Annotated in this window: 12 protein-coding genes; 8 read left to right on the top strand and 4 right to left on the bottom strand. The window is 30.9% G+C overall.

The genetic code is table 11. The annotated features are described in order from the left end of the window. The first annotated feature begins 17 nt into the window (after positions 1-17). The 7 genes from C1H87_RS20475 to C1H87_RS20505 all read left to right on the top strand — a co-directional run bounded on the left by C1H87_RS20475 (position 18) and on the right by C1H87_RS20505 (position 7291). Positions 18-788 carry a MerR family transcriptional regulator gene (locus tag C1H87_RS20475; RefSeq protein ID WP_102757599.1) on the top strand — a complete coding sequence of 257 codons (771 nt, stop codon included), beginning with the start codon at positions 18-20 and terminating at the stop codon, positions 786-788. A gap of 140 nt (positions 789-928) precedes the next feature. Continuing rightward, the gene (locus C1H87_RS20480; protein ID WP_102757600.1) at positions 929-1432 is read left to right on the top strand and encodes an RNA polymerase sigma factor; all 504 of its coding nucleotides are present in this window, start codon (positions 929-931) and stop codon (positions 1430-1432) included. A gap of 184 nt (positions 1433-1616) precedes the next feature. After that, positions 1617-2189: a hypothetical protein gene (locus C1H87_RS20485; RefSeq protein ID WP_158655308.1), complete on the top strand. Its 573-nt coding sequence runs from the start codon at positions 1617-1619 to the stop codon at positions 2187-2189. Positions 2190-2386: 197 nt separating this feature from the next. Further along, positions 2387-3361 carry a FecR family protein gene (locus tag C1H87_RS20490; protein WP_102757602.1) on the top strand — a complete coding sequence of 325 codons (975 nt, stop codon included), beginning with the start codon at positions 2387-2389 and terminating at the stop codon, positions 3359-3361. A gap of 92 nt (positions 3362-3453) precedes the next feature. Continuing rightward, complete coding sequence (locus tag C1H87_RS20495; protein ID WP_102757603.1) at positions 3454-6192, top strand: TonB-dependent receptor; 2739 nt, start codon at positions 3454-3456, stop codon at positions 6190-6192. 10 nt (positions 6193-6202) lie between these two features. Next, positions 6203-7066: a DUF4249 family protein gene (locus C1H87_RS20500; protein WP_102757604.1), complete on the top strand. Its 864-nt coding sequence runs from the start codon at positions 6203-6205 to the stop codon at positions 7064-7066. A 24-nt stretch (positions 7067-7090) separates the two neighbouring features. Then, positions 7091-7291 carry a hypothetical protein gene (locus tag C1H87_RS20505; protein WP_102757605.1) on the top strand — a complete coding sequence of 67 codons (201 nt, stop codon included), beginning with the start codon at positions 7091-7093 and terminating at the stop codon, positions 7289-7291. A gap of 142 nt (positions 7292-7433) precedes the next feature. On the opposite strand, the gene C1H87_RS20510 is transcribed toward C1H87_RS20505, so the two are convergent. From C1H87_RS20510 to C1H87_RS20525, 3 genes are all read right to left on the bottom strand, one after another. Next, positions 7434-7586 carry an SsrA-binding protein gene (locus C1H87_RS20510; protein WP_102757606.1) on the bottom strand — a complete coding sequence of 51 codons (153 nt, stop codon included), beginning with the start codon at positions 7584-7586 and terminating at the stop codon, positions 7434-7436. Between the two features lie 488 nt (positions 7587-8074). Next, positions 8075-10594 (bottom strand): M56 family metallopeptidase, encoded by a 2520-nt coding sequence (locus C1H87_RS20520; protein ID WP_102757608.1) that lies wholly within the window; start codon positions 10592-10594, stop codon positions 8075-8077. Between the two features lie 2 nt (positions 10595-10596). Then, positions 10597-10956 carry a BlaI/MecI/CopY family transcriptional regulator gene (locus C1H87_RS20525; protein WP_102757609.1) on the bottom strand — a complete coding sequence of 120 codons (360 nt, stop codon included), beginning with the start codon at positions 10954-10956 and terminating at the stop codon, positions 10597-10599. A gap of 295 nt (positions 10957-11251) precedes the next feature. Here C1H87_RS20525 and C1H87_RS20530 point away from each other — a divergent pair, with 295 nt between their 5' ends. Then, positions 11252-12196: a calcium/sodium antiporter gene (locus C1H87_RS20530; protein WP_102757610.1), complete on the top strand. Its 945-nt coding sequence runs from the start codon at positions 11252-11254 to the stop codon at positions 12194-12196. A gap of 310 nt (positions 12197-12506) precedes the next feature. On the opposite strand, the gene C1H87_RS20535 is transcribed toward C1H87_RS20530, so the two are convergent. Continuing rightward, positions 12507-13523 carry a glutamine synthetase beta-grasp domain-containing protein gene (locus tag C1H87_RS20535; RefSeq protein WP_102757611.1) on the bottom strand — a complete coding sequence of 339 codons (1017 nt, stop codon included), beginning with the start codon at positions 13521-13523 and terminating at the stop codon, positions 12507-12509. Positions 13524-13770: the final 247 nt, after the last annotated feature.

Genomic DNA, 13770 nt, shown 5'->3' on the forward strand with positions numbered 1-13770 from the left:
ATTTAATTATTTATTAAATGAAAAAGTATTCAGTAAAGGAATTATCGAAGTTAGCAGGAGTGAGTATACGCACATTGCATTACTACGATAAAATAGGTCTGCTAAAACCAGCGATCCGTACCGAGGCCAAGTACAGATTGTACGGAGAATATGAATTGCTAAAACTACAACAGATTCTTTTTTACAAGGAGCTTGACTTTTCCCTAAAGTATATCGTTGATGTTTTTAGCGATCCTGATTTTGACTTAATCGAGGCACTCGATAGTCACAAAAAATCCCTACTGGTTAAGCAAAAGAGAATTACTACTATGTTGGATACTATCGAGAAAACGATGTTAAATTTAAAAAAGAAAAAAATGATTACAGATAACGAATTGTACCAAGGTTTTTCAAAGAACGAAGCAAAGAAAATGCGTAATGAAGCAATAGATAAGTTTGGTAAAGATACTATAGAAATAAGTGAAACGTACTTGAAAAAACTGTCAAAAGAACAGTTTGAACAATTAAAGGAAGATTATAAGCAGGTTTTTAAAAACTTATTTAATCTTTCTAAAAACCAACCAGAAAGTGAAACTGTTCAATTGGAAATAGCAAGACATTACTCGTTTACTAGAAAATTTTGGGGTACAGAAGGTTCATCTACATCCCAAGCAAATGCATATAAAGGGCTAGGCGTACTTTATGAAAAAGATGAACGATTTACTATGATGGATGAAAAACCACAACCCGAATTCGCAAAATTTCTTTTAAAAGCAATGACGTATTTTGCAGATACACAGTTGGTTTAGTGATATATTAAACGGAAAGATTAAAATAGTTGTAATATTTTTATTGTGGTTTAGAGTTTGTTTAACCTTTAAAGAGACAATATTTTTTACATTTACCAGTTGTAAAATCTGTAAAAAATGAACTCTTTCACAAACAAATAATGTCAAAAGGGGAAAAAAAGAAAATATTTTCAGTACTATTTGACAGGCACTACAAAAGACTTTTTAACTATTCCTTTAAAGTAGTTGGGCAAAAGGATGTTGCGGAAGAACTTGTACAGGAAACATTTATTAAACTTTGGGAGCATATTGAAAGCATCAGTAATGATAAACGCTCTATAGAATCATACCTTATTAAGGTCTTGAAAAATAAAATTATAGATAATTACAGAAAAAGCCAAACCAAAGAAAAACACATTAATTTGTATAAACTAAACACGGAGTTTATTACAGATATTGATGATAAATGGGAACTACAAAAAACGATAGATACTATCTACGCGTCCTTGCAACCAAAAACTTCAGAAATTTTTAAACTATCCCGGTTTAAAGGACTCACTTATCAAGAAATTGCTTCTTTAAAAAACATATCTGTAAAAACTGTAGAGTCTCATATATCAAAAGCGTTGCAGGCTTTTAGAAAACAACTTCAAGATTATTTGTAGGGTATAATTGCTTAAAAATGTTCTATATACAAATATTAATAAAGGAGTAGTTAAGCACTGTAGGTTTAACGTAATTAAGTAAACGTCTTCTTAAATCATTTCGAAAAATACTAAAACTTAGATTTTAATGTAGCGTTTATAACAAAAACTACGTATTAGCTAAAAATTAAAAAAAGAATACCATATGAAAATTAAAAATGACCACTATTTGACTAAAATCTCCATGATTACTTTATTTGTATTTACCCTAACCTTCTTTGCTTCCTTAATTAGTTGTGATAAAGAGGAAGATGATCCACAAGGAAAAATGGGGGTTAAGGGTATTTACAAGATAACCGAAAACATTTACACATTATATGCTGATAATGAGAAGTTTATTGAGGCAAATGATAAAAGAGGTCAAGCAGATTTCTGTCAGGTTAAAACAGAAATTCATAAAGTTAAACGAGTAAACAATATACTTACCATTGAGATTTATAGACCAAAAAACTGTAATGTAAAATATGAGATTATTTGGGATGGAGCTATTATGGAGTCTCACCCAAGTCAAGCATATTTATATGTTCACGCAATAGCTGAAAATTGCAATGATTTAAAAGAAAAAGAGCTTGATATTTTAATAATAGATTTAGAAAAAACAATAAAAGACATTGACAAGAATACCTTAAAAGAAATATACTTTACAATAAAAGACTCGTGTAGTTTAACAGATGTTTATTGCACAGAAGATTGCAATGTAACAGTAACTAATGGATGATAGATTTGAACTAGATTAAGTTTTTAGAGTTTGAGTTAACAAGTTCAGATTAATAGCCTATTATTTCTTTAAAGGCCTTTACTTAAAATATAAGTAAAGGTCTTTTTTTTGTGCTTAAATTTTCCTCTTTCATAAGGTTTTAAAATAAAAATAGGGTACAACTACCTGGTAAACGTCCTATAGTAAACTACCCGATTATGAAAGATAGTATAATAAAGGAAGAAGATATTTGGGCTTATGTCTCCAAAAGCGCAGACGAGGCTACAAGATTAAAAATAGAAGACTGGAAACATTCAACAGATTTTGATGAAGACTTATATAATTCAATAGTTAAGCTTTATGAAATTACAGCAGAAAGTCCATACGATACTATGGTTGATGTTGAGGCAGCCAAAACTGAATTTTTCGCCTCTGTAGAATCGAAGGATAAAAAGCATGTTGGTATAAGGAGGTATTTAAAATATGCTTCTGTAATCGTACTTTTTGTAGCTATAGGGGGAATCGTTTATCAAAGTTTAACCACTAATATGGTTACTGTAGCAACTACCTACGGAGAAGAAAAGCAAATAACGTTGGCTGATGGTTCGGTAGTTTGGTTAAATGCAGCGAGCAAAATTTCTTATGAAAAAGAATCACCCAGAACAATTCAATTAGACGGGGAAGCCTTTTTTGAGGTAGCAAAAGACAAAACGCGTCCCTTTACAGTTGAAACACCAGACCATGTTATTGTGAGAGCTTTAGGAACCAGTTTTAATGTTAAAGCTTATCCAAAAAACAGCTATATGGAAACCACATTGTTAACTGGAAAAGTAGAAGTAACTTCTAAAGATTACTTTAAAGACCGCATAATCATGCTCCCCAATGATCATATTAAAATTGTTAAAGCAAATGGAAAACCTATAAAATCCGTCATAAAAAACAAGCAAAATGTTTTAGCCTGGAGAACAGGTAAGATGCGGTTTAATAATATGTCGTTTAAAGACATCGCAAACGAGTTGAGTAACCAATTAAATGTAAAACTGGTATTTAAAAATAAAAAAATTGAAGCATCGAAGTTTACAGCAATATTTAAAAAATCAATGCCAATAGAAGATATTTTGGAAATTTTAAAAACCTCAAAAAACTTTAATTACAACCTAAACAAACAAACAAATGAGTGGATAATAAAATAAAAAAAAGATGGGAAAATTGCCGCTTTCCCATCTAAACATGTCAATAGAAACCAATCGCCTAAGATTAGTATTAATTAACAATATTCAAATTTATGAAAATAAAACAACTTGCTGTTTCATTAAAAATGGAGCGCATTTCAAAACGAAGTATTTTTTTAATGAAATTAACATGTACTATATATTTGGTATGCTGTTTACAACTTATAGCCCTAAATAGCTTTTCCCAAAATAAAATCACCCTAAAACGAAACCATGTTTCTTTACAATCTATCCTTAATGATATAGAATCGCAAACCAATTATAGTTTTGTATTTAATAATGATGATATTGATGTACTACAAAAGTTTAGCATAGATGTTCTGGAAAAAGATATTACTTCTACTATCGATTTGTTGTTACGTAAAACACAAATAGTCTATAAGCTTAAAGATGAACTCGTAATTCTTACAAGTAAAAAAAGTAAAAAAGAAAACCATACCATAAGTGGCACCGTAAAGGATGCTGCTACAGGAGAAACTTTGCTTGGTGCAAATATTATTATAAAAGGAAATAATATAGGTGCTACCACCAACGAATATGGGTTTTACTCCTTAACCTTACCACAGGGTGATTATACCATACAGGTTTCCTATTTAGGTTATACCTCCATAGAAGAAGTTATTGAATTGAATGGTAATTTAAAACGGATTTTCGAGCTCCAACCTGCATCCAATGAGTTGGATGAAGTGGTTGTAACGTCAGATAATAAAAGTAAAAGCCAGGTACATAATGTGCTGTCTGGAGTAAGCAATTTAAAGGTAGAGGGCATTAAACAATTACCCGCTTTTTTCGGAGAACCGGATATAAACAGGGCCGTTTTAACACTGTCAGGAGTATCTTCGGTAGGAGAGGGGACAGCTGGCTTTAATGTAAGGGGAGGAAATATTGACCAAAATCTTGTTTTGCTTGACGAAGCTCCATTATATATATCATCCCATATGTGGGGACTCTTTTCGGTTGTAAACGCCGATGGTATTAAAGATATGACACTTTATAAAGGAAGCATTCCTGCGAGATATGGAGGTCGAGGGTCTTCGGTAATGGATATTCGATTAAAAGAAGGTAATACTAAAGAATTTAAAGGAGAAGGTGGGTTGGGGACTTTGTTTTCAAGGTTAACAGTGGAAGGACCGTTAGTAGATGAAAAATTGAATTTTTTGGTGTCTGGGCGTAGATCATATTTCGATTTGTTTTTTCCTCTTTTAGGAGATGGTTTTAAAGGATCAAAAGCATTTTTTTATGATTTAAACACTAAAGTATCTTGGAATATTAATACGAACAATAAGTTATACATTTCTGGATATTTTGGAGCAGATGTTATGAAGATTGATGAAGTTGATTTTACAGGAAACTCTCAGGAACCAAAGTCAACTACAGATTTTAGATGGAAAAACACTACTGCAACCATACGCTGGAATCATCTTTTCTCAAGTAAATTATTCATGAATCTATCTGCTATATATAGTAGCTATACGTATGGTTTAATTACTAAGAATAGTGATGGTATTGTTGAAGTTAAGACACCTCGATCTTTTAAATGGAGTTCGGGAGTAGAAAATTGGATTTTAAAACCAGATTTTACTTTTTATACTAATCCAAACACGAAAATGAGGTTTGGTATTAATAGTACATTTTACAAATTTAATCCAGCAGAATTATCCAGCGTAGAAGAAGGTTTTAATCCAGCAGGTTTTAATCCGGAAAGAGGTTTGGAAATTGCACCTTATTATGAGATAGAAAAAAACTGGACTAAATGGTCATTTAATTTAGGTTTGCGTTATTCTTGGTTTGGAAATATGGGACCGAATGAAGTTGCATTTTATAACCCGGATTTCCCATTAGCTGTCGATACTATTGAAGATACAAAGGAATATAAAGGAGGAGACATTATTAAAAGTTATTCCGGTTTTGAGCCTCGTTTTTCGTTGAAGTATAATTTAAATAATCGAAAATCATTTAAAATAGGATACAATAGGAACTTCCAATATATCCACCTTATATCTAACACAGCTGCAGTCTTGCCTTTTGATATATGGAAACCATCAGGAACTTATATAAAACCGTTAGAAGTAAATCAGATATCCGGTGGCTATAATTATGATACGCCTAACAAAAGGTATAATATGTCTATAGAAGCGTATTATAAAACGTTTAAAAACTTTGTGGAATATAAAAATGGAGCCGATTTATTTTTAAATAAAAATATAGAAACGCAATTACTCCCTGCAAAAGGTTATGCTTATGGTTTGGAATTTGGTTTTTATAAAAACCGAGGTAAGCTAACAGGTAATTTAAATTATACCTATTCTGTGACTAAACGAAGAACAATTAGTGAGTTTAATACAGAAAATATAAATAATGGAAGGTATTATCCATCTAACCACGACAGGCCGCATTTGCTCAATTTTACTGCGAAGTATAAACTTGGGAAAAAATGGGATTTAGGTACGTTTTTTACCTATCAAACAGGTAGACCCATAACAGTAGTTACTGGAAGGTTGAATCTTGATGATGAGCCTTATTTAACCTATTCAGATAGGAATGCTTTTCGAGTTCGGGATACGCACAGAATGGATATTTCTTTTACATATAAACCAAAAGGTAATCCAGATACTAAATGGCAAAGTAGTTGGAGCTTTGGGGTTTACAATGTATATGGTCGTAAAAACGTCTTTTCTCAACATGCTTCATTTACAAATGATTACGAAATAAGGAACTATCGTTTACAAACGTTTGAATTCTCGGTATTTGCAGCTCCAGTGCCTTTTGTAACCTATAACTTTAAATTTTAAACATCAAGAAATGAAACCAATAAATCAAATATCAATATACATATTAGTGTCTTTAATGTTAGCTAGTTGTACAACCGAAATTCCAAATGATATTAATTTTGAACCTCAAGTATTTATCTCTGGAGCCATTACCGATGAAAAAGAGTATGTTACCATTAAAATACAGCGAACCGTTCCGGTTAATAATCTAGGTAATGACCCAATAAATAATGCTCAAATTTCATTATACACAAAAAATGTATCTGGGGATAGAGAGTTGGTTACTAGCTCTTTTAATAGTGCAGAAGGAATATACAAAAGTTCTGAAATGATAACTTCTATAGTAGGAAACACATATTGGATAGAAATACAATTAGCTGATGGCACTTTTTTTAAATCTGATGAAGAAGTTCTAAAAGAAAAAATAATTATTAGCGATGTTGAGCTAACATATGATTATAATAGAGTAACTTTTGCAGATCCTGTTGATGATGCTAATTTTTATTTAATAAGTTTAAAGGTTATTGATCATCAAGATCCAGACCCAGAAAAATTCTCAAAAACTCTTGGGCTTACCAATGATGTGCTTTTTAATGGAAGTGACAAAGCTACTTTTGATGATAGCTATCATCTTTATGGTACCCCACGAAATTTAGATGTACATGTTAGTATTTCAAATCTCAATTTTAATACCTACCAGTATTACCTCAATCAATTAGACCAATATGAAGCTCAAATAGGGATTGGAGTAGAAGAAGGAACAAATGATATAGGTCTTTTGTTTTTACCGCCGCCACCAAACCTGATTGGGAATATTATGAACATGACTACCAATACCAGAGCACTTGGTTTTTTTGGAGTTCAGAATACAACCAAATTTGTAAAAACTTATTAGTCCCCAAATTAAAATATAGAAATTATGAATAACTTAAACAACAAAGGAAAAAAGCCAGGAACAAAGCGTGTGTTTTCTAAAAATAATATGGTTTTTATTAGAAAAGAAGTTACTAATTCTTCTGGTTCTAATGATGATGAATGGTATCCAGTAAATTTCCAATGGATTCCAGTAATTAGTCTTAGAGAGAATCTAAGATTAACAAATGAAAATATCAGGGAATAGAGTCAGTTTTATCAGTTTTTTGGAGATTAACAACCATGATACCTGTTTCATGAATTGGAGCAGGTATTTGTTGAACAATGTTGAGTATAAAATATTTTTACCTATTTAAAACAAGCTTACCGTAAAATAGACCGGTTTTAAATTAATCTAAGGCGTTTTTAGTAACAAACCACCTCCAACCAATAATAGCCATTTGAAGTTTATTTGCTTTGGCTAGATCTAATCGTCGTTTAGAATAACTGGGTAAAATCATTTTATTAACCTTCGCTAAAAATTTAAATACTTGCTTTTGCATTTTATAAAAATAGTAAAACTTATTCTAGACTAAGTTTTACTTTTTGTGAAATTTAAATAATGGAGACAATAATTAGTATTGCTTCGATTATTAGTTTGGCAAGAGTGATCATGATTTTAAGGTTTTAAGGTTAACAAATAAGTTATTTATATCAATGTTTTTTGAAGATATATATTTACCAATATGTTCACCAAACATTTTGACTAAAATCAATGAAATTGAATATGGATTTGTAAGTAAAAAAATGAAAACGCTTACTGAATTAATGTGACCTTCTTCAATGAAGTTTTGTTTTGTAATATAAAATAAGGTTTTTTGTTGTAATTTATAATAAATGTAGGGCTGTTTTGAGCCAATTTTTAATTGACAAGGCAAGATTTGTTTTAAAAAAGGTGTTTTTTTACTGTTTTGTCTTTCTCAAATAATAAAACATAAAAAAGGCACTCTGTACAGAGTGCCTTAAAATAGTTTGGTTTTTTATAGCTGGTTTATTCTTTCTTGGTAGTAATTTCTACAACTCCGTTTTTGCCTTTATCACCGTATTTTTTAAGATCAGATTTATTTTTTATGATCTTTATGGCTTCAATATCATCGTGATCTATAGTATTTTCTAAGTCTTCTTTTTTAACCTCTTTTCCATCTAAAATATAAAGAGGATGAGCGTTGCCATTTATCTCACTAAATATAATTTTTTTGTTTTTTTCTTTCTTAGTAGTAATTTCTACGACACCATTTTTGCCTTTATCGCCGTATTTTTTAATATCAGATTTATTTTTTATGACCCTTATGGTTTCAATATCATCATGATCTATAATGTCTTCAACCTCCTCTTTTTTAATCTCTTTTCCATCTATAATATAAAGAGGATGAGCGTTGTTGCTTATTCCACTAAATATAATTTTTTTGTTTTTTTGTTTTTTGGTAGTAATTTCTATTACGCCATTTTTACCTTTATCACCATATTTTTTTGTTGCAGACTTATCTTTTAAAAGGTTAATGCTATTTATTGCATTCTCATCTATTGATCTTAATTCTTTTTCGGTAATTTCATTTCCATCTAGAATATATATCGCTTTACCTTTAAATGTCTTTATTAATTCGTCTATGATACCAGATCCTGGTTTACTATTGGCTATAAATGTGTCATTAGATGAAAGAACGATCTTATTCTTTTTTGATGATGCTTTTGAAAGTTTTCTATTAAAATCTTTAGAAAGTGGTGCAGGGCCAATTTTAAGACCTTTTCCTTTACCGAAGTATGAAACTGCTATTGGGGTTATTGGTTTACCGGAATCTGGATTGTATTCAACATGGCCGTATTTTGATTTAGCATCAATTTGAACAGAAATAATATCACCTTTGTCATTGCGTTTTACATTAGTAAACGTAGCCGTAATATCTTTTTCTTTTAATCTTTCTGAAATGTTTTTTAAGCTTTTGGCATTGTAATCTCGAGTAATCAAATGAATCATTTGTTTATCAAGATAGAGAACGTTACCATATGTAGGATCACCATTTTTATTAATCCCATGACGGAATATGGAATTGGTTTTTGGGTCGTACTGAATGGCTAAAGAATTATCAGGAGTCGTTTCTAGACCATGCATAGCTCCTTTTTTACCTATTTGATAGGAAAATATAGGTATATCATTGTTTTGTGCAGATTTTTCCTCCGATACTTTAAAATTAAAAATAATACCATGCTTTTCTTTTAGAAGCTTTTTTTTATTCACCAGTTCAGAAATAGTTGTATTGTTATCAATTATAATTTCTATTAAATCCCGGTTGTTTGAATTTCTTTTTTGAGCTTCAATAAAGTTTAATGTATTAATAATAAACTTTTTTTCGGTTTTATGATACTCAATAACTACAGTTTCTAAGGGATTATGGCTAGATACCCTATATTCACCATGAACACCATGCTTACTAACTTTTAAAAATATGGAAGTGATTATATTACCGTGATCTCGCGATAATTCTTTAAAGCTAAAATCGAAACCTTTACTTTTCAGCTCTGTTTTAAAAGCTTCTAACTTATCATCTGTAAAATTATTGTGTATAAAAAACCGTTCAATATCATTTTTGCTCGTAACCCCTTGTGCTAATGATGTGTTAGTGTCTGAGGTCAAATTCGGGTTTTCAACATAAACTTCACTAGTATTAAAACTCATTAAAAATATCGTAAGCAAAGGAATTACAAAGGCATACTTGATTAAATTAATTTTTTTCGATTTTGATTTGTGTAACATAATGATTCGTTTTTTGATTAATGAATTATAAAAATTATTGCTTAAAGCCATTTGATGAGATGGCATACTGGTTTTTAATAATGTAGTTTGATAGCTTTTTTTACAACTAAGTTTACATTGCGTGATATGGTCTGCTATAAATTCCAGATTTTGTTTTATGCTTTTGTTATAGAGCCAAATAAAGGGGTTGAACCAAAGTATTATGCAAGAGATTTGTGCTAGCAAAATATCGATAGAATGGTATTGCTGTGCGTGTACTTTTTCGTGCGTAATGATTTGATTCAGTTCTGTGTCGTTAAATTGATCTGGATTATAAACGACCCAGTTAAAAAATGAAAATGGAGAAATTGTACTGCTCGTTTTTATAAACTTTAAACGACTTTGTCTTTCACTTTTATTTTTAAAAATCAATTTTGATAGTGAGATAAGTTGTATCGCAAAACGTATAAAAAAGAATATAACACCTATAACATAGACCAATGGGAGATAGTCTAAAATATTAAATGGTTCTGCTATGGCTTTGCTCTCAACAACCATACTATCTAAGCTATTATCATAACTTGTAATCGAAATAGGGGCAGAAACAGGCGTGTATTCGGTATAAATTGGTATTATTAAAAATGGAACGGAAAATGAAACTAATAAACCTAATAAGAGAAACCCTCTATTAGATTCAAAAAAGGTATCGCGTTGTAAAAAAACTTTATAAATAATATAAAAAATAGTGATTACGGCACTGACTTTTAATAAGTATTCCATAACTATTTATTTTTTTCGATTAATTCGATGATTTCTTTGAGTTCTTCAATACTAATCTTTTCTTCCTTAGCAAAAAACGACACCATATTTTTATAAGAGTTGTTGAAATAATTATTTATGGCCAAATTCATAAACTTTTTCCTGTAATCCTCTTTGCTAACAATAGGGTAGTATTGGTGGGTTTTACCATAGGCGTTATATGCTACATAACCTTTTTCTTCCAGATTTCTTATTATAGTAGACAACGTATTATAGTGCGGTTTATCGTTTTTTATTTCTGCAAGCACATCTTTAACAAAAGCTTTTTCTAGCTTCCATAGAATGTGCATGATTTCCTCTTCTTTGTTTGTTAGTTTTTCCATTGATTAATATTTTTTCATTTCCCCAAAAGAAGGATTTTAATTTATTACAGCGTTACTTTTTAAGTTTAGCTTTCAATACGAGAACAAATATATAACTATTTTTATAGTTACAAAACTATTTTAATAGTTATTTAACGATATTTATAGTTTTTTTGTGTCGGAAAATAAAAATCTGGTTCTTGTTTTATGAACCGGATGGTGTTAAAATAGGAGTTTGATAAGAGGGGAATGAATAAACTTGGGTCTTCGAGCTTCTAACTTCTAACTTTGTAATATATTCGCAAAAAATATTTCTATGAGTATACTTTGGGTAATCCTTGGTTTTACGTTATTGGTAATAGGAGGTGAGTTTCTTGTGCGCTCATCTGTAGCATTATCTTTTAAATTCAGTATATCCAAAATGGTGATTGGTATGACGGTGGTTTCTTTTGCAACCTCTGCTCCAGAACTTTTGGTAAGTCTGCAAGCAGCATTATCGGGATCGCCGGCTATAGCAATTAATAATGTAGTGGGGTCTAATATCGCCAATATCGGTTTGGTATTGGGGGTTACAGCCATGGTAGGAACCATTTCGGTAGACAAATCATTTTATAAGCTTAATTGGCCGGTTATGATGATCTTTTCTATCGTGTTATATTATTTTCTTAAAAACGATAATGTACTTTCAGCACTGGAAGGCGGTATTTTATTTATAGCCCTTAGTGTTTTTTTATATGCTTTAATTAAAAAAGGAAAGAAGGATACAAAAATAGAAGAGGTAGACGACGCTTTGGCTGTAGTCTCAAATTTTAAAATAATACTTTGGCTGGCTATTGGAGCATTAGCTTTATATTTTGGAAGTGAATGGCTGGTAGAAGGCTCGAAAGAAATTGCACGTTCGGTAGGCGTTAGCGAAGCTGTAATAGGGCTGTCGTTAATTGCTATCGGGACAAGTGTTCCAGAATTAGCAGCATCGGTTATTGCAGCAGCAAAACAGGAAAAAGCTATTTCTTTAGGGAATTTAATAGGCTCCAACATTTTTAATATAGCATCTGTATTGGGGTTAACCTCTATAATAAAACCCATTCCGGTTACAGAACCTCAAATACTGTCTAATGATATTTTTTGGATGCTAGGTTTTAGTTTTGTTTTAGTACCAATAATATTCTTACCAAAGAAGTTGCAAATAAGTAGGGCAAAAGGTTTTTTCTTGGTTTTTGCTTACGGTATTTTTATGTTTTTAATATTTACTAGAGGTTAGTTCAAAGTTCAAGGTTTAAAGTTTAAAGTTTAAAGTTGTGAGGTTAAGTCCTTACATCTGGACAGATTTACTTCATCACAACTGCACAGACCATATTTATCATTTGTTAAACCATATTTACTTTATTGTAAATAATTTGTAGTTGGGATAATTTGAAAAATTTGTATCCTTGATTTTATAGTATTTATTAACGTGAGTTTAAAAACAGTTAGAAAGAATATGAGTGATAGGTTAAACCTATTTCTAAAAACATAAAAAGGGCTTACAATTTAATTGTAAGCCCCTTTTATTATGAACAAAATAAATATTGTTATATGTTGGCAGATTTAACTGTTGTAACAATTCTACCAGCAATTTTGTAAGGATCTCCGTTTGAAGCAGGTCTTCTGTCTTCTAACCATCCTTTCCATCCTTTTTCTACAGTAATAATAGGAATACGGATTGATGCCCCTCTATCAGAGATTCCATAAGAGAAATCGTTAATAGAAGCAGTTTCGTGTAAACCAGTTAAACGTTGGTCGTTAAACTCACCGTAAACTTCAATATGCTCTTTAGTAACAGGTCTAAACGCTTCACATATTTTCTCGTAAACTTCTTGAGAACCACAAGTTCTTAAAGTCGTGTTAGAGAAGTTTGCGTGCATACCAGAACCATTCCAGTCTCCTTTTACAGGTTTTGGGTGGTACTCAATGTAGTATCCGTATTTTTCAGTTAATCTATCTAGTAAATATCTAGCAACCCAAATTTCATCACCGGCTTTTTTAGCACCCTTAGCAAACAATTGGAATTCCCACTGACCACTAGCAACCTCTTGGTTAATACCTTCGAAGTTTAAACCAGCATCAATACATAAATTCGCATGCTCTTCTACGAAATCTCTACCGTGAGTGTTTTTTCCACCAACAGAGCAGTAGTACATACCTTGAGGTCCAGGATATCCTCCAATTGGGAATCCTAAAGGTAATTGCGTATGCGTATCCATGATAAAATATTCTTGCTCAAATCCAAACCAGAAATCATTATCATTATCATCAATAGTCGCTCTTGCATTAGATTCGTGCGGAGTTCCATCAGCATTTAAAACTTCCGTCATTACTAAATATCCATTAATACGAGCAGGGTCTGGGTAAATTGCAACAGGTTTTAGTAAACAGTCTGAAGATCCTCCTTCTGCTTGTTGTGTAGATGAACCGTCAAAAGACCAGTTACCTAATTCTTCTAATGTTCCTTTAAAGTTCTCATGCTCTTCTACCTTTGTTTTACTTCTCAAATTTTGAGTTGGCTTGTAACCATCTAACCAAAGGTACTCTAATTTAATTTTTGCCATAATGAATATTTTATGAATGAAATTTTAATAATAACCACAAATATAAATTATTATACAAATACTTTAAATTTATAGGGGGTATTTTAATAAAAGCAATAGTTATTTTTATTCATACCCCATAATTTCAAGGTTTATTTTAGAAAAAGAATATTTTTTTATATAAAAATTGAAAAAATGTTAACAATAAATTTTCATGTTTTCATGTTTTTATTGCTACAGCTACTTATTTTTGTATTTAAGTATAAAT

Origin of the sequence: Flavivirga eckloniae (assembly GCF_002886045.1) — a bacterium.
In the GTDB taxonomy this organism is placed as follows: domain Bacteria; phylum Bacteroidota; class Bacteroidia; order Flavobacteriales; family Flavobacteriaceae; genus Flavivirga; species Flavivirga eckloniae.

Bases quoted from the DNA above. Each gene is read 5' to 3' on its own strand.
- C1H87_RS20510 (WP_102757606.1), bottom strand. From the start codon at position 7,586: ATGCAAAAGCAAGTATTTAAATTTTTAGCGAAGGTTAATAAAATGATT.
- C1H87_RS20530 (WP_102757610.1), top strand. From the start codon at position 11,252: ATGAGTATACTTTGGGTAATCCTTGGTTTTACGTTATTGGTAATAGGA.
- C1H87_RS20490 (WP_102757602.1), top strand. From the start codon at position 2,387: ATGAAAGATAGTATAATAAAGGAAGAAGATATTTGGGCTTATGTCTCC.
- C1H87_RS20525 (WP_102757609.1), bottom strand. From the start codon at position 10,956: ATGGAAAAACTAACAAACAAAGAAGAGGAAATCATGCACATTCTATGG.
- C1H87_RS20485 (WP_158655308.1), top strand. From the start codon at position 1,617: ATGAAAATTAAAAATGACCACTATTTGACTAAAATCTCCATGATTACT.
- C1H87_RS20495 (WP_102757603.1), top strand. From the start codon at position 3,454: ATGAAAATAAAACAACTTGCTGTTTCATTAAAAATGGAGCGCATTTCA.
- C1H87_RS20505 (WP_102757605.1), top strand. From the start codon at position 7,091: ATGAATAACTTAAACAACAAAGGAAAAAAGCCAGGAACAAAGCGTGTG.
- C1H87_RS20480 (WP_102757600.1), top strand. From the start codon at position 929: ATGTCAAAAGGGGAAAAAAAGAAAATATTTTCAGTACTATTTGACAGG.
- C1H87_RS20520 (WP_102757608.1), bottom strand. From the start codon at position 10,594: ATGGAATACTTATTAAAAGTCAGTGCCGTAATCACTATTTTTTATATT.
- C1H87_RS20500 (WP_102757604.1), top strand. From the start codon at position 6,203: ATGAAACCAATAAATCAAATATCAATATACATATTAGTGTCTTTAATG.
- C1H87_RS20475 (WP_102757599.1), top strand. From the start codon at position 18: ATGAAAAAGTATTCAGTAAAGGAATTATCGAAGTTAGCAGGAGTGAGT.
- C1H87_RS20535 (WP_102757611.1), bottom strand. From the start codon at position 13,523: ATGGCAAAAATTAAATTAGAGTACCTTTGGTTAGATGGTTACAAGCCA.